At 55.8% G+C, this 16,839-nt stretch carries 13 protein-coding genes; 6 read left to right on the forward strand and 7 right to left on the reverse strand.

From position 1 onward, the window contains the following. Nucleotides 1-174 precede the first annotated feature (174 nt). Nucleotides 175-1,584, reverse strand: coding sequence for a glutamate--ammonia ligase (glnA, locus tag AC1RKC_RS22610; protein WP_020837667.1), 1,410 nt, complete (start codon nucleotides 1,582-1,584; stop codon nucleotides 175-177). 370 nt (nucleotides 1,585-1,954) lie between these two features. On the opposite strand from glnA, the gene typA reads away from it, so the two are divergent. The 5 genes from typA (at nucleotide 1,955) to fabY (ending at nucleotide 6,876) form a co-directional block, all read left to right on the forward strand. Next, complete coding sequence (gene typA / locus AC1RKC_RS22615; RefSeq protein WP_020837665.1) at nucleotides 1,955-3,778, forward strand: ribosome-dependent GTPase TypA; 1,824 nt, start codon at nucleotides 1,955-1,957, stop codon at nucleotides 3,776-3,778. Between the two features lie 163 nt (nucleotides 3,779-3,941). Beyond that, a complete protein-coding gene (gene yihX / locus AC1RKC_RS22620; RefSeq protein ID WP_020837663.1) occupies nucleotides 3,942-4,532 on the forward strand; it encodes a glucose-1-phosphatase in 591 nt (196 codons plus the stop codon). Between the two features lie 49 nt (nucleotides 4,533-4,581). Next, complete coding sequence (locus AC1RKC_RS22625; RefSeq protein ID WP_020837662.1) at nucleotides 4,582-5,472, forward strand: virulence factor BrkB family protein; 891 nt, start codon at nucleotides 4,582-4,584, stop codon at nucleotides 5,470-5,472. Then, nucleotides 5,469-5,906, forward strand: a complete 438-nt coding sequence (gene dtd / locus AC1RKC_RS22630) for a D-aminoacyl-tRNA deacylase (protein WP_020837661.1) — start codon at nucleotides 5,469-5,471, stop codon at nucleotides 5,904-5,906. Before AC1RKC_RS22625 ends, dtd begins: the two co-directional genes overlap by 4 nt. A gap of 22 nt (nucleotides 5,907-5,928) precedes the next feature. After that, nucleotides 5,929-6,876, forward strand: coding sequence for a fatty acid biosynthesis protein FabY (gene fabY / locus AC1RKC_RS22635; protein WP_020837659.1), 948 nt, complete (start codon nucleotides 5,929-5,931; stop codon nucleotides 6,874-6,876). Between the two features lie 39 nt (nucleotides 6,877-6,915). On the opposite strand, the gene AC1RKC_RS22640 is transcribed toward fabY, so the two are convergent. Both AC1RKC_RS22640 and AC1RKC_RS22645 read right to left on the reverse strand, forming a co-directional pair. Further along, entirely contained in the window at nucleotides 6,916-8,577 is a 1,662-nt protein-coding gene (locus AC1RKC_RS22640; protein WP_392454917.1) for an AsmA family protein, read from the reverse strand. 132 nt (nucleotides 8,578-8,709) lie between these two features. Beyond that, nucleotides 8,710-10,110 (reverse strand): nucleobase:cation symporter-2 family protein, encoded by a 1,401-nt coding sequence (locus AC1RKC_RS22645; protein WP_046374860.1) that lies wholly within the window; start codon nucleotides 10,108-10,110, stop codon nucleotides 8,710-8,712. 242 nt (nucleotides 10,111-10,352) lie between these two features. On the opposite strand from AC1RKC_RS22645, the gene gltS reads away from it, so the two are divergent. Next, on the forward strand, nucleotides 10,353-11,564 hold the full coding sequence (gene gltS / locus AC1RKC_RS22650; RefSeq protein ID WP_020837656.1) for a sodium/glutamate symporter: 1,212 nt from the start codon (nucleotides 10,353-10,355) through the stop codon (nucleotides 11,562-11,564). 58 nt (nucleotides 11,565-11,622) lie between these two features. Here gltS and recG read toward each other — a convergent pair whose 3' ends face one another. The 4 genes from recG to rpoZ are packed head-to-tail and all read right to left on the reverse strand — an operon-like array spanning nucleotide 11,623 to nucleotide 16,811. Beyond that, a complete protein-coding gene (gene recG, locus AC1RKC_RS22655; RefSeq protein ID WP_261440416.1) occupies nucleotides 11,623-13,704 on the reverse strand; it encodes an ATP-dependent DNA helicase RecG in 2,082 nt (693 codons plus the stop codon). Continuing rightward, nucleotides 13,701-14,396: a tRNA (guanosine(18)-2'-O)-methyltransferase TrmH gene (gene trmH / locus AC1RKC_RS22660; protein WP_493092752.1), complete on the reverse strand. Its 696-nt coding sequence runs from the start codon at nucleotides 14,394-14,396 to the stop codon at nucleotides 13,701-13,703. The genes recG and trmH overlap by 4 nt, the downstream gene beginning before the upstream one ends. Before the next feature lie 5 nt (nucleotides 14,397-14,401). After that, nucleotides 14,402-16,513 carry a bifunctional GTP diphosphokinase/guanosine-3',5'-bis pyrophosphate 3'-pyrophosphohydrolase gene (spoT, locus tag AC1RKC_RS22665; protein ID WP_020837653.1) on the reverse strand — a complete coding sequence of 704 codons (2,112 nt, stop codon included), beginning with the start codon at nucleotides 16,511-16,513 and terminating at the stop codon, nucleotides 14,402-14,404. A 22-nt stretch (nucleotides 16,514-16,535) separates the two neighbouring features. Further along, the gene (gene rpoZ, locus AC1RKC_RS22670; RefSeq protein WP_004953385.1) at nucleotides 16,536-16,811 is read right to left on the reverse strand and encodes a DNA-directed RNA polymerase subunit omega; all 276 of its coding nucleotides are present in this window, start codon (nucleotides 16,809-16,811) and stop codon (nucleotides 16,536-16,538) included. Nucleotides 16,812-16,839 lie beyond the last annotated feature (28 nt).

The raw sequence follows: 16,839 nt of genomic DNA on the forward strand, positions 1-16,839 counted from the left end.
ACTGCACCTTTTTAGTGCATTTATCCTACTCCATCCGTTATGCACGCGGTATGGAATAGTTTTGCAGAAAATACGGTGGAGAAAAAAACCCATCCGAAGATGGGCTGAAAGTTTCCACGGCAACAAAAAAAGACAACTAAATCTGGGCGCCGCCCGCAGACGGCGCGGTAAAACTTAAACGCTGTAGTACAGTTCGAATTCAACCGGGTGTGGCGTCATGCGAACGCGGTCCATCTCTTCTTTGCGCAGATCGATGTAAGCATCGATAGCGTCGTCGGTGAATACGCCGCCACGGGTCAGGAACTCGCGGTCTTCGCTCAGTGCTGCCAGCGCTTCATCCAGGGAGCCTGCAACTTTTGGAATTTCAGCTTCTTCTTCCGGTGGCAGGTCATACAGGTTTTTGTCCATGGCGTCGCCAGGGTGGATTTTGTTAATCACACCGTCCAGGCCTGCCATCAGCAGGGCCGCGAAGCACAGGTACGGGTTAGCCGCTGGATCCGGGAAACGGGCTTCGATACGGCGCGCTTTCGGGCTGGCAACCACTGGGATACGGATGGAAGCGGAACGGTTACGGGCAGAATAAGCCAGCATGACCGGAGCTTCGTAGCCTGGGACCAGACGCTTGTAAGAGTTGGTGGTCGGGTTGGCCAGGGCGTTGATCGCTTTAGCGTGCTTGATGATACCGCCGATGTAGAACAGGGCAGTCTCAGACAGGCCGCCGTATTTGTCGCCGGCGAACAGGTTAGTCCCGTTCTTGGACAGCGACATGTGGCAGTGCATGCCGGAACCGTTATCACCGAACATTGGTTTCGGCATGAAGGTCGCGGTTTTGCCAAATGCGTGAGCCACGTTGTGAACCACGTATTTGTAGATTTGGATTTCGTCGGCTTTCTTGGTCATGGTGTTGAAGCGGGTTGCCACTTCGTTCTGACCTGCGGTTGCCACTTCGTGGTGGTGCGCTTCAACGACCAGGCCCATTTCTTCCATGGTCAGACACATGGTAGAACGGATGTCCTGTGAAGAATCGACCGGAGGAACCGGGAAGTAACCGCCTTTGACTGCCGGACGGTGGCCTTTGTTGCCGCCATCGTATTGGGTGCCGGAGTTCCATGCGCCTTCGATATCGTCGATGGCCACGTGGGAACCGCGGATGCTGCTGCCGAAACGAATGTCGTCAAACAGGAAGAATTCTGGCTCTGGCCCGAACAGAACGGTGTCCGCGATGCCGGAAGAGCGCAGGAAATCTTCTGCACGCTTGGAGATGGAGCGTGGGTCACGATCGTAGCCCTGCATGGTGCCTGGCTCGAGGATGTCGCAGCGAATGATCAGGGTAGATTCTTCGAAGAACGGATCCAGTACCGCAGTGCTGGCGTCTGGCATCAGCACCATGTCAGATTCGTTGATGCCCTTCCAACCGCCGATCGAGGAACCGTCAAACATTTTACCTTCTTCGAAGAAGTCGGCATTTACCTGATGAGCAGGGATGGTGACGTGTTGTTCTTTACCCTTGGTGTCAGTGAAACGCAGGTCTACGAATTTCACTTCATGCTCATTCAGCATCGTCAAAACGTGTTCAGCGGACATACTTAACTCTCCCGGATTTATCATTGTCGTCGTCGTGGAACGAATCTGTGAAACTGGCTTTTTTTGCCTTGAAAAGACTAAAGCGAAAACTGTGCCAACTTTGCTAAAGCGCTTTAATCGCCTTTCTGAGTGGGTTTTGCACAGAATCAGTATGCACCATCAGTGACGTTTTGCACTTAAATGGTGCAATCGGTGCGGGGTGGGGCACTGTAATGGTGCAAAAGTGCACCGGATGCTGCTTTTTGCACCGTGAAAGGGATCACATACTGACCTGTACACAGTTGTTTATAAGAGACTGTTGTGATCTTGTTTAGTCCCTCGCTTAATACGTGTACAATAGCGCGCTATTTCTAATGCCTGAGGCAAAGCTGTGATCGAAAATTTGCGTAACATCGCCATTATTGCCCACGTTGACCATGGTAAGACCACCCTGGTTGATAAGCTGCTGCAACAATCCGGTACTTTCGGAGAGCGTGTAGAAGCCACCGAACGCGTAATGGACTCCAACGATTTGGAGAAAGAGCGTGGGATTACCATCCTCGCAAAAAACACCGCCATTAATTGGAAAGACTACCGCATCAACATCGTGGATACCCCAGGACACGCCGACTTCGGCGGTGAGGTTGAGCGTGTGATGTCAATGGTTGACTCGGTGCTGCTGGTTGTGGATGCAATGGATGGCCCAATGCCGCAAACCCGCTTCGTGACCAAAAAAGCCTTCGCTAATGGTCTGAAGCCGATCGTGGTAATCAACAAGGTTGACCGTCCGGGCGCACGTCCTGATTGGGTTGTTGATCAGGTCTTCGACCTGTTCGTTAACCTCGACGCAACCGACGAGCAGCTCGACTTCCCAATCATCTATGCTTCTGCATTGATGGGGATCGCCGGTACTGACCACAATGAGATGGCGGAAGACATGACCCCGCTGTATCAAGCGATCGTAGACCACGTGTCTGCACCGCAGGTTGAGCTCGAAGCGCCATTCCAGATGCAAATCTCCCAGTTGGACTACAACAACTACCTGGGCGTGATCGGTATCGGCCGTATCAAGCGCGGTAAAGTGAAGCCAAACCAGCAGGTCACCATCATCGATAGCGAAGGTAAAACTCGCAACGGTAAAGTGGGCAAAGTGCTGGGCCACATGGGTCTGGAGCGTATCGAGTCTACCCTGGCTGAAGCGGGCGACATCATCGCTATCACCGGTCTGGGCGAGCTGAACATTTCCGACACCATCTGTGACACCTCTGCAGTGGAAGCACTGCCGGCGCTGTCTGTAGATGAGCCGACCGTAACCATGTTCTTCAACGTCAACACCTCACCTTTCTGCGGTAAAGAAGGTAAGTTTGTGACTTCGCGTCAAATCCTTGAGCGTCTGAACAAGGAACTGGTGCACAACGTGGCACTGCGCGTTGAAGAAACTGAAGATGCTGATGCATTCCGCGTATCTGGCCGTGGTGAACTTCACCTGTCGGTTCTGATCGAAAACATGCGTCGTGAAGGTTTCGAACTGGCGGTATCCCGTCCGAAAGTAATCTTCCGTGAAATCGATGGTCGTAAACAAGAGCCGTTCGAAAACGTGACCTTGGACATCGAAGAACAGCACCAGGGTTCAGTCATGCAAGCCATGGGTGAGCGTAAAGCTGACCTGAAAAACATGGATCCAGACGGTAAAGGCCGTGTGCGTCTCGACTACGTGATCCCAAGCCGCGGCTTGATTGGCTTCCGTAACGAGTTCATGACCATGACTTCCGGTACCGGTCTGCTGTACTCCACCTTCAGCCACTACGACGACGTGCGTCCGGGTGAAGTTGGCCAGCGCCAGAACGGCGTGCTGATCTCTAACGGCCAGGGTAAAGCGGTAGCGTTCGCCCTGTTCGGTCTGCAAGATCGCGGCAAGCTGTTCCTGGGTCACGGTGCGGAAGTGTATGAAGGCCAGATCATCGGTATTCACTCACGTTCCAACGACCTGACCGTGAACTGCCTGACCGGTAAGAAGCTGACCAACATGCGTGCTTCCGGTACTGACGAAGCCACTACCCTGGTTCCGGCTATCAAAATGACTCTGGAGCAAGCTCTGGAATTCATCGATGATGACGAACTGGTAGAAGTCACGCCAACCTCGATCCGTATCCGTAAGCGTCACCTGACGGAAAACGATCGTAAGCGTGCAAGCCGCGGTCCTAAAGAAGCCTAATCGCCGATTTAGTCTGCAACACTTAGGGCGCGCCAGCGCCCTGAGTTTTTTCCTCTGTCTTTTCTCATTTCTGCCGCGTGCTATACGCTTTTCCATCCGCTCTCTATTCAGCCTCTGCTTTTCCCGCTACAGTAAAATCTCACCGGCCCATCAGGAGAGGACTATGCTGTATATCTTTGATTTAGGTAATGTGATCGTCGATATCGATTTCAAACGTGTACTGGGTGTATGGAGCAGTTTGAGCGGTACGCCATTGGCGGTCTTGTCCGAACGTTTTGCTATGGGCGAATTGTTTCAGCAGCACGAGCGCGGTGAAATCAGCGATGAAGACTTTGCCGAAGGGCTGAGTGCCGAAATGGGGATTGCCCTCAGTTTCGAGCAGTTCGCTACCGGTTGGCAGGCGGTGTTTGTTGCCCTGCGTCCAGAAGTGATCGACATCATGAAGCGCCTGCGCAGCGAAGGTCACCGGGTGGTGGTGTTATCGAACACCAACCGATTGCACTGCAATTACTGGCCGCAGCACTACCCGCAGGTGGCCGAAGCCGCCGATCATCTCTATTTGTCGCAGGATCTTGGCATGCGTAAGCCGGACGCCAACATTTATCTGCACGTACTGGATGCAGAAAATACTTCGCCGGATGACGCGGTGTTCTTTGACGATCACCCGGATAACGTCGCCGCGGCACAGGCGCTTGGCATCAAAACGGTTCACGTGACCGACCGCGACGTAGTACCGGCTTATTTTGCCCAATGACCGCAAAGGGTTAAGCTTAAGGCGTACAAACTGACATCAAGGAGTGGCCATGTCGTTTTTCCGCCGCAAGAAGCTGCCCGCTTCGATCAAACCCAGCGTCACCTTTTTACGACTGCTGATTAAACGCGTCGACAGCGATGGCCTGACCATGTTGGCGGGCCACCTGGCCTACGTATCACTGCTGTCACTGGTACCTCTGGTGACCGTGGTGTTTGCGCTGTTTGCCGCGTTCCCGATGTTCTCCGACATCAGCGTTCAACTGAAAAGCTTTATCTTTTCCAACTTCATGCCGGCCGCCGGCAACGTGATCCAAAGTTATCTGGAGCAGTTTGTCGCCAACTCCAACAAGATGACCGCCGTCGGGACCTGCGGCCTGATAGTCACTGCGCTGTTGCTGATCTCGTCGGTGGACAGCGTGCTCAACACCATCTGGCGCAGCAAGAATCAGCGTCCTATCGTGTTTTCTTTCGCCGTGTACTGGATGGTGCTGACCCTGGGGCCGCTGTTGGTGGGGGCCAGTATGGCGATCAGTTCCTATCTGCTGTCGCTTAACTGGCTGGCGCAGACCGGCGTCAACAGCCTGGTGGATCAGGTGCTGCGTATTTTCCCGCTGATCCTGTCGTGGATATCGTTCTGGCTGCTGTATTGCATCGTGCCGACGGTTAGGGTGCCACCCAAGGATGCGTTGATTGGCGCACTGGTGGCCGGTTTGCTGTTTGAGCTGGGCAAGAAGGGGTTTGCGCTGTATGTCACCATGTTCCCGTCTTATCAGCTGATTTACGGCGTGTTGGCGGTGATCCCCATTTTATTCCTTTGGGTCTACTGGAGCTGGTGTATCGTGTTACTCGGTGCGGAAATCACGGTTACCATTGGGGAATACCGCGACTACCGACAGCAAAAGGCACAACAACAGGAACAGTCATCAGAAGGGCAGTTATGATTGCGTTAATTCAACGGGTATTAAATGCCAGCGTCACGGTGGAAGGCCAGACGGTAGGCAACATAGGCCCCGGTTTGTTAGTGTTATTGGGCGTGGAGCAGGACGATAACGAACAGAAGGCCGAGCGCCTGTGTGAGCGCGTATTGGGGTACCGCATCTTTGGCGATGAGAACGACAAAATGAATCTCAACGTCCAACAGGCAGGGGGCAGTTTGCTGGTGGTCTCGCAGTTCACGCTGGTGGCCGACACGCAAAAAGGTATGCGTCCGAGTTTTTCTCGCGGTGCGGTACCGCAAGAGGCCGATCGGTTATACCAATATTTTGTTGGCCAGTGCCGCGAACGCGGTATCGAAACCCAAACCGGTGAGTTTGCGGCCGACATGAAAGTCGCGCTGGTGAACGACGGGCCGGTGACGTTTTGGCTTCAAGTCTAAGATTCTGAGAGAGAAGGCGTCTATGTATCACCTACGAGTACCGGTAACAGAGCAAGAACTGAAAGAGTATTACCAGTTCCGCTGGGAAATGCTGCGCAAGCCGTTGCACCAGCCGGTGGGGTCGGAAAAGGATGCCTACGACGCCATGGCGCACCACCAAATGGTGGTGGACGAGAGCGGAAAAATTGTCGCCATTGGGCGGCTGTACATCAATGCCGATAACGAAGCCGCGATTCGTTTTCTGGCGGTAGACCCGACGGTGCAGGACAAAGGCCTGGGGACGCTGGTAGCTATGACGCTGGAATCCGTGGCGCGCCAGGAGGGCGTGAAGCGCGTAGTCTGTAGCGCCCGTGAAGACGCGGTAGATTTCTTTGCCAAGCTGGGTTTCATTAATCAGGGTGAGATCACCGCGCCGCAAACCACGCCGATTCGCCATTTCCTGATGATCAAACCGGTAGCGACGCTGGACGACATCCTGCATCGGCCCGACTGGTGCGGTCAGCTGCAGCAAGCCTGGTACGATCACATTCCGCTCAGCGAGAAGATGGGGGTGCGCATCAGCCAATATACCGGCCAGCGTTTTGTCACCACCATGCCGGAAATTGGCAACCAGAACCCGCACCACACGTTGTTTGCCGGCAGCCTGTTCTCTCTGGCCACTTTGACCGCTTGGGGCCTGATCTGGCTATTGCTGCGTGAGCGCCATCTCGGTGGCACGATCATTTTGGCCGATGCCCATATTCGTTACAGCAAGCCCATCACAGGCCGACCGCGTGCAGTGGCGGATCTCAGCTCGTTGAGCGGCGATCTGGCCCGTTTGGCCCGTGGCCGCCGCGCTCGTGTGCAGGCGGAAGTCCATCTGTTCGGTGACGACGACAAAGGTGCGGTATTTGAAGGCACTTATATGGTGTTGCCGGCCGAGCCGGAAGTGCCCCTGGATCAGGGCGGCTGTGAGGCGATAGACAGTTAACACCCAGGCCCTCTCTATGCGGAGAGGGCCTATCCAGGATTAAGGCAGTTGCTGGCTGACCGTTTGGCCATCGGCGGCAGTGGCCTGCAACCTGCCCTGCAATGAAGCCTTAAATGGCCCATCGCTGTTCAACAAACCTTTCAACTGTAATTGCAGATTACCGTCGCCTTCCAGCGGCACTGCTTGCCATCCCCATTGTTGTAGCGTATTCAGCGGTACCGAACGCCCATTCAGCGACAGCGTAAAAGGCTTGCCTGGCAGCTGCTCGACGGTGGCTTTGGCATCCAATAACCCCTGTGGCATAAAGGCGCTGAGCTCGGTGACGTTGATCTGCCCGTCATTGGCGTTCAGCGCCAGCGATGGTCGGCGCACGTCAATCTTGTTGAAGGTAGCTTCACTGCCGTTCAAATTCAGCGTGCCGGACCAGATGCCCCACTGGTGGTCGCGCGCCAGCAGCAGGTTGCTGCCATAACCGTCCAGTGCCGTGATTTGGAAAGGGAAGACCGGGTTGATATCGATGATCAGGTTACGGTTGGTGGTCAGTTTATTGACATACACCTCCGCCAGCCAGTTCGGCAGCGGTTGTAACCACAATGCGCGCCAGTCTATAGGCAACGTATATTCCAACGCAGCGACAGCGACCTCATCCAGCTGCAGGCGGTTGTTGGCACGCAGCCAGTTGCCCGAGGTGCGCAATAGCCCACCTTCCCAGCGGGTGGTGAACTGCTGAATGGCGATGCCGGCCGGCGACAGTCGCATATTCATGATCGGATCAATCAGATGGAAACTGCCATTAATCAGGTCGCTGGCATTAAAGTTCAGCGAACCGTCCTGGCTGCTCCAGTCGCCCTGTTGGAAGGTGACATTTTGCAGCGACAGGTCGAGATCGTTAAATGCCCACTCCTTGCCTTCCAGCCGTGCATCTATCAGATCAAAACGCTTGAGCGTAACGGGGGGCAGAGCGGTAAAACGTTGCCAGAACTGTTCCAGTGTCAGGGGAGTTTGCATGCGCACGCCGCTGAGCCTCAGTCGCTCTACCTGCCAACTGCCGTCGGCGGCGCGAGTGGCTACGCCGGTCAAATCCCCCTGCGCCAGGTCGGCGCCGAAATTGCTGAGCAGCAGCTGATTTTGTTTCAGCTCGCCCTGAACCAGCACCTGAGAGGCCGGGATGCCATTGAGCGTCATCGAACCGGCGCTGAACTGGAACTGATTGTTATCACCAAATGGATGGCCGGCTTTGGGTTGCCATGGCGTGATGCCGGCGTTGACCTGCTGCGCGTTGAGCTGCCAGGTTTCATCATTGGATTGCAGCGCCATATTGCTCAGTTGCAGCACGTCGGCCTGTATTGGCATTGCCGCGTCCTGCTGCTGCAGATTCAGCGTGCCGTCACGCAGCGTGACGCTATGGAAATGACGAGGTTCGGTAATTTGGCGCAGGCTGAGGCCGAGGTCCAGCCGTTTGGCCGCCAGCGCTTGCGGTTGATTTTTTTTGGCTAACTGAACGTCTTCCAGACTGATTTGGCCCGGCTGGTTCCATGAGTGCGAGATTGCCGCGACCGACAGACGGTAGTCGCTGTTATCGCTGACCCAGCGGCTGACCCAGCCCGCGGCCCACCGGGTTTGCCCTATGACGTACAACAGTGCAACGGCCAGCACGACCAGCAGCAGCAACGTCAGCAACAGTTTTCCGATAAATTTCATCGTCTACATCCGCGTCGGTCAAAAAAGATACCCTGTTTATGCCGCAATTGGCCGGGCATCTCAAGTGCAATGGTCTGATAGGCAATAAAAAACGGCCGCAAGCGGCCGTTTGTCACAAGGCAGTTCGATGGATTATTGTTTCTCGTGTTCCTGCGGGAACAGCAGGTTCAGAGCGATGGCAGTGATGCCACCGGCAGCAATGCCTGAGGAGAGCAATGTTTTCAGCCAGTCCGGTGCGAACTGCAAGATCAACGGTTGCTGGGAAACGCCCATCCCCACGGCCAACGACAGCGCCATGATCATGATTGCACGGCGGTTCAGACGCTCTCGCGACACGATGCGCACACCGGATGCGGCGATGGTGCCGAACATCACCAGGGTGGCGCCACCCAATACCGGCTCAGGAATGTGTTGTACGAAGCCGGCCACCGCCGGGAACAGCCCCAGCGCGATCAGCATCAGTGCCACCACGAAGCCGACGTAGCGGCTGGCGACGCCGGTCAGTTGGATCACGCCATTGTTTTGGCCGAAGCAGGAGTTAGGGAAGGTATTAAACACCGCCGACAGCATGGAGTTCAGGCCGTTGGCCAGTACGCCGCCCTTAAGGCGCTTCATATACAGTGGGCCACTGACAGGTTGTTCCGACACGTCAGAGGTCGCGGTGATATCGCCGATTGTTTCCAGCGAGGTGACCATAAATATCAACATCAGCGGCAGCAGCAGATTCCAGTCAAAACCCAGACCGTAATACAGCGGGGTCGGGATGATGATCGCCGCCGTCTCGGGGGTGGGCTGGCTTTCTGGCAGCATGCCCATGGCCCAGGCCAGCAGATAACCCACCGCCATGGCAATCACCAGTGAGGCGACGCGCAGGTAGGGATTGCGCTGACGGTTAAGCAGGATAATGACCAGTAATACCGCGCCGGCCAGCAGCAGATTTTTGGGGGCACCGAAGGTACCTCCGTTCATCGCAGCATAGCCGCCGCCGATGGAAGTCAAACCGACCTGAATCAGAGACAAACCGATAATCATCACCACAATGCCGGAGACCAGCGGGGTGATGATGCGCCGTGCCAAGTGCAACACGCGTGACAGCAGGATCTCGGTGCAGGAGGCGACCATCAGCGTACCGAACAGCGCAGCCATCATGGTGGGAACGTCCGCGCCGCCATTTTTCAGCGCCAGCCCGCCCATGATCAGCGGCGAAACAAAGTTAAAGCTGGTGCCCTGAATAGACAGCAAGCCCGAGCCGACGGGTCCCCAGGTTTTGATTTGTAAAATCGAGGCCAGGCCGGAGGCGAACAGCGACATGCTGATAATGTGCTGAGTGTCCTGCGCCGGCAGACCCAGTGCCTGACAAATCAACAGAGCCGGTGTGATCACGGCAACGAACATCGCCAACAGGTGCTGACCGGCGGCAAACAGCGTTTGCGGCAGCGGTGGGCGATCTTCCAGGCGATAAATCAGTTCACTGTTGCGGGGAGTGGCGGATGCTTTTTGCGCAGCATCGAGCTCGGCGGATGGCTGGGTCATGGTGTGGCATTTCCAGAAACGGCAAAGCAGGCATTTTAATGATTTGGCCCATAAAAGCAAACGGTTGCGCGTTAATGCTTTGTTAGCAGTATCGTCACTTATGTCGCATTTTCGTTCATTTTTTCTTGTGTTATCAGCGTTTTTTACTTCTAATCCTGCACTCATCAAGTTTTAAAAACTAAGCGGTTTTCTCTAACTTATTATTTATTAATTGGATCTTTTCCCTTACATGGAGTAACTGGATGTTTCATCTTGATACTTATGGCACGTTAGTCGCAGCAACATTGGTTCTGCTCCTTGGGGGCAAATGCGTCACCAGCATCCCCCTGTTGAGGAAATACACCATTCCCGCTCCTGTCGCCGGTGGTTTACTGGTGGCACTCCTGTTGTTAGCCCTGAAAAAGTTCGTTAACTGGGAAATCAGCTTCGATATGTCGCTGAAAGACCCGTTAATGTTGGCCTTCTTCGCCACCATCGGTTTGAACGCCAACCTGTCGCGGTTGCGCGCGGGTGGCAAGGCATTAATGGTATTTCTGTTTGTGGTGCTGGGCCTGCTGCTGGTGCAGAACGCTATCGGCATCGGCATGGCGAAAATGCTGGGTCTGGACCCGTTGATGGGCCTGATCGCCGGCTCGATTACCCTGTCCGGCGGTCATGGTACCGGGGCTGCCTGGAGCAAGCTGTTTATCGAACGCTACGGCTTTGAAAACGCCACGGAAGTGGCGATGGCCTGTGCTACCTTCGGTCTGGTTCTGGGTGGCCTGATCGGCGGTCCGGTGGCGCGTTACCTGGTGAAGCACTCTTCCACCCCGGAAGGCTCGCCGGATGACAGCGTCCAGCCAAGCGGTTTTGAAAAACCGGAGAGCGGCCGTTTGATCACCTCGCTGATCATGATTGAAACCATCGCGATGATCGCCATCTGCCTGAGCCTGGGGCAGTTTATCTCCGGCTTGCTGAGCGGTACGGTATTTGAATTACCCAACTTTGTTTGCGTGCTGTTCGTTGGGGTGATCCTCAGCAACACCCTGGCCTTCACCGGGTTCTATACCGTGTTTGAGCGTGCGGTGTCGGTGCTGGGCAACGTTAGCCTGTCGCTGTTCCTGGCGATGGCGTTGATGAGCCTGCGTTTGTGGGAGCTGGCTTCTCTGGCGCTGCCAATGCTGGCGATCCTGGCCGTACAGACGCTGGTGATGGCGCTGTACGCAATCTTCGTTACTTATCGGGTGATGGGTAAAAATTACGATGCAGCGGTGTTGGCTGCGGGCCACTGCGGTTTCGGCATGGGAGCCACGCCTACGGCGATCGCCAACATGCAGGCTATTACCGATCGCTTCGGTCCATCGCACCTGGCGTTTCTGGTGGTGCCTATGGTGGGGGCGTTCTTTATCGATATCGCCAACGCGATTGTGATTAAGCTGTATCTGCTGTTGCCGGTGTTTCCGGCGATTGGCTGATTAACCGGTCGTAATAACGAAAAAGGCGCCTATCTGGCGCCTTTTCTCTGCCTGAAAATCAGGCATTGGAGTAACGTGCTTTCTCCGGTAGCCAGCGTTCAATCAGGGCTCTGGCATGCTCCGGGTACTGCTGGTGAATATGGCGGGCGACGCGTTGTACTTCCGGGATCATCGCCTGATCGCGCAGCAAATCCGCCACTTTGAACTCAGCACTGCCGGTTTGGCGCGTGCCCAACAGTTCACCGGGACCGCGGATTTCCAGATCGCGTTGGGCAATAACGAAACCGTCATTACTGTCGCGCAGCACCTGCAGGCGCTTTTGCGCCGTTTTGCTCAGCGGGGTTTTGTACAACAACACGCAGTGAGACGCTACGGCGCCACGACCCACGCGGCCCCGCAACTGGTGCAGTTGCGCCAGCCCCAGTCGCTCGGGGTTTTCGATAATCATCAGGCTGGCGTTGGGCACGTCGACCCCCACCTCGATCACCGTCGTCGCCACCAACAGCTGCAGCTCACCCTGTTTAAAGGCCTGCATTACCGCCTGCTTCTCTTGTGCTTTCATGCGACCGTGCACCAGCGCCACTTTTAGCTCCGGGAGTGCGATTTTCAATTCTTCCCAGGTGGCTTCGGCTGCCTGGGCTTCCAGCAGTTCGGATTCTTCGATCAGGGTACAAACCCAGTACGCCTGGCGACCTTCTTCCATACAGGCGCTTTTCACCCGCTGAATAATATCGGCGCGCCGGGTGTCTGGAATGGCAACGGTAGTGACGGGCGTTCTGCCCGGTGGCAGTTCATCGATCACCGAAGTGTCGAGATCGGCATAGGCGGTCATTGCCAGCGTGCGTGGGATTGGCGTGGCGGTCATGATCAACTGATGGGCATGGAAGCCTTGTTCTTCGCCTTTCTCCCACAGTGCCAGCCGCTGGTGTACGCCAAAACGGTGCTGTTCATCGATGATCACCAGCGCCAGACCGGAAAATTGCACCTGTTCCTGGAAGATGGCGTGGGTACCGACCACCATGGAGACCTGCCCGCTGGCAATTGCCTCTTGCTGTGCGATACGTGCCTTGCCTTTTTGCTTACCAGCTAGCCAGCCAACTTCTAACCCCAGCGGCTCAAACCACTGACGGAAGTTATTGGCGTGCTGTTCGGCCAGCAGTTCCGTCGGGGCCATTAACGCCACCTGCTTGCCGTGAGCGATAGCGCGCAGTGCTGCCAGCGCGGCCACCAGCGTTTTGCCGGAACCGACGTCTCCTTGCACCAGGCGCATCATCGGGAAGCCTTTTTGCATATCGGCTTCGATATCGGCCACTACGCGATCTTGCGCGCCGGTGGGGGCAAAGGGCAACTGGGCGAGGAATTGCTTTTTAAGCCGGTCGTCGGGCATTAACGGCAGGGCCTGATAGCTCTGCGCACCGGCTCGTACCGCCAGCATGCTGAGGTTATGCGCCAACAGCTCTTCCAGGATCAGGCGTTTTTGCGCCGGATGCTTGCCCTGTTCCAAATCCGCCAATTGGATATCCGGTGGCGGGCGGTGCAGGGTATGCAGCGCCTGTGGCAGGCTCATCAGACCGCCGCTCAGTTCCGGCGGCAGCAGTTCGGCAATAGCGCAGGTATCCAGCAACTCCAGCGCCTGATCGGTCAGTTTGCGCAGCGTGGCCTGGCGTATGCCTTCGGTGGTGGGATAAACCGGTGTCAATGACTCTTGCAGCTCAACTTCGCTGCTTTCCCCTTGAATGCGATATTCAGGGTGAATAATTTCGGCGCCGTGGTTACCGCGTTTGACTTCACCGTAGGCGGTCACGCGACGGCCGGTGGCCAGGCTGTTTTTCATCGCGGCGTTGAAATTGAAGAAACGCAGGGTGAGCAGGCCGGTACCGTCGCTGATCTGGCAGGTTAGCATCCGCCGGCGTCCAAAACTGATGTCGGTACGCAGCACTTCGCCTTCCACCGTGGCAAAAATGCCAGGCTGCAGATCGTTTATCGGGTAGAGGCGGGTGCGGTCTTCATAGCGCAGCGGCAGGTGCAGCAGCAGATCTTGAATGGTTTCCAGGCCAATCTTGGCCAGTTTGCCCGCCTGGCTGGCGCCAACTCCGGAAAGCGTAGTGAGTGGGACAGCATCCAGCAGACGGCCTTTCATTTGCGTACCGTCGCCTGCATGGCCGCCCACCATTCGGCATCGGCGACCACCTGGCCCTGTTGATCGATATGAGGACGCGGCAGCTTTTTACGCTTGGCCACATTGGCCAGCACCGGGTAGCCACCTTCAAACAGCAGACGTTGTTGTTCTTCTGCGTCGAGCATACTGTGCTCACGGCGATACAGGCCGGCATTTTGCCGCTGGCGTTGCGCTTCGTACAGGATCAAGGCTGAGGCAACCGACACGTTGAGTGACTGCACCATACCGATCATCGGAATAATGATGTCCTGATCGGCAAGCGCCAGCGCTTCTTCGGTAATGCCGGTTTTTTCCTGGCCCAGCAGGACGCAGGTAGGGCGAGTGTAATCCACTTCGCGAAAGTCTACCGCCCGGGCGGAAAGGTTAGTCGCCAGGATCTGCATGCCCTGGCCTTTCAGATGAGTGACGGCGTCGCCGATAGTGCGATGGGTTTGAACATTGACCCAGCTGTTGCTGCCGGCGGCGGAGGAAACCAGGGTTCGCATGCGTGTAGTTGGCCACACGGCATGCACCTGATGCACGCCGACAGCGTCGGCGGTGCGGATAATGGCGGAGACGTTATGCGGTTTGTGAACCTGTTCCAGGCAGACGGTTAAATCCGGCTGCCGGGCGGCCAGCATTTCACAAATCCGCGCATAGCGTTCAGGGCTCATAAGCGCTAATTTCGGTTACGGTTAACTTTGATGACATCCGGCATGATACGGATTTTACGCATAATATTTGCCAGATGGATGCGATCGCGGGTGGTCAAGCGGATAAAGGCGCTATAAACCCGGCCGTCTTTCTCTTCGGTATTCAGGCTTTGAATATTGGACTCAGCTGCATTGATGGCTGCCGTCAGGTTGGCCAGCGCCCCCTGATGGTTAAACATGTCCACTTTGATCTCGGCAATGAATTCCTGCTCGATGTCTTTATCCCACTCTACCGCCATGAACTTTTCAGGTTCTTTCTGGTAGCCGCGGATATTGCGACAGGATTCATGGTGGATCACCAGGCCTTTACCTGGGCTGACGTGGGCGATAATCGGGTCACCCGGAATAGGTCGGCAGCATTTGGCAAAGGTGATCAGCACGCCGTCTGCGCCCTTGATCGCCAGATTACGAACGCCGGAAGAGGTGCCCAGATTGGACTGATCGCCCTGCAGGTTTTTCGCGACCACGACGCTCATGGCATTGCCCAGGCCGATTTCAGCCAGCAGATCGTCCAGCGTCGCCAGCTTCATGCGATCCAACTCGTGTTGGATATTTTCCGGCGGGATCTCGGCCAGTTTGCGACTGCCGCCCAACGCATGGTTTAACAAACGGCGGCCGAGGCCAACCGAATCATCGCGCTTGAGGTTTTTCAACATCTGGCGAATTTTAGCGCGCGCTTTGGAGCTGACGACAAAGTTCAGCCAGGCGGCGTTTGGCCGTGCGCCCGGAGCGGTGATGATTTCGACCGTCTGGCCGCTGGTCAGTGACTGCGACAGCGGGTATGGCTGACGATCAACCCGTGCGCCAACGCAAGCGTGGCCGATATCGGTATGCACCGCGTAGGCGAAATCGACCGGGGTGGCGCCCGCAGGCAATTCAACGATGCGGCCTTCCGGGGTGAAAACGTAAATCTCATCCGGGAACAGATCGGATTTGACGCTCTCAATAAATTCAAACGAGCTACCGGCGCTCTGTTGCAGCTCCAGCAGGCTCTGCATCCAGCGCTGGGCTCGGATTTGCGCGGTGGTGCCGGTTTCACCCTGTTCTTTTTCTTTATAAGCCCAGTGCGCGGCGACCCCCATTTCGGCCATCTGATCCATATCTTCGGTACGGATCTGCACCTCTACCGGAACGCCATGCGGGCCGATAAGTGAAGTGTGCAGCGATTGATAGCCGTTGGCCTTGGGAATGGCGATATAGTCTTTGACCCTGCCAGGGCGCGGTTTATACAGGCTGTGAGCCTGACCCAGCACGCGGTAGCAGGTATCCACCTCTTTCACGATCACCCGGAACGCATAGATATCCATAATCGAATGGAAGCGCTGTTCTTTCAGGTGCATCTTGAGGTAAATGGAATACAGATGTTTTTCTCGCCCGCTGACGCGGCAGGGGATGCCGGCTTCGGTCAATCGCCCCTCGATTTCGGCGAGAATCTTCTGGATCATCTCTTTACGGTTACCGCGGGCGGCTTTCACCACTTCTTTGATTACGCGATAACGGTTCGGATACAACGCCTCGAAACCCAGCTCTTCCAGCTCGGTTTTCAGGTGGTGAATACCCAGACGATGGGCCAGTGGGCTGTAGATTTCCAGGGTTTCACGCGCAATACGCCGCCGTTTGTCGGGGCGCAGCGAACCTAAGGTACGCATGTTGTGCGTGCGGTCGGCCAGTTTAATCAACACGACGCGGATATCCTGCACCATCGCCATGATCATCTTGCGGAAGTTTTCCGCCTGGGCTTCTTTTTTGTCCTGGAATTTCAGCTTGTCGAGCTTGGATACGCCCTCAACCAATTCGGCGACGCTTTTGCCGAACAGCTGTTCCATATCCTGATAGGTGGCTGGGGTGTCTTCGATGACGTCATGCAGCAGGGCTGCCATCAGCGTCTCATGATCGAGACGCATTTCCGCCAGAATACAGGCCACAGCAACCGGGTGAGTAATGTAGGGCTCACCGCTGGAGCGTGTCTGTCCCTCGTGAGCATCACGTGCAACGAGGTATGCCTGTTTGAGGCGCTTAATCTGCTCCTCAGGCAGGTAACGTTGAATCAGCAGATTCAGGCTTTCAAACAGGTACAAGGCAGGCTCGCAGTCTAATTAATTAACGACGACCTTCAGCAATCGCGGTAACCGCTTGAATTTCTGCGGCTTCCTGCTCTTGCTGCTCCTGACGATCGCGAACATCGAGGATCTGGCTGGTGATCAGGCCTTCTTCGATTTCGCGCAGTGCGATAACGGTGTACTTGTCGTTTTCTTCCGGAACAAGTGCATCTTTACCGCCAGTCTGGATTTGACGTGCCCGACGAGCAGCGACCAACACCAGGTCAAAACGGTTACCAATTTTCTCTACAGCGTCTTGAACAGTTACGCGTGCCATATTTGTGCTACTCCACAGGTGACGAAAA

Source organism: Serratia sp. GW822-FHT06E05, from assembly GCF_058799445.1.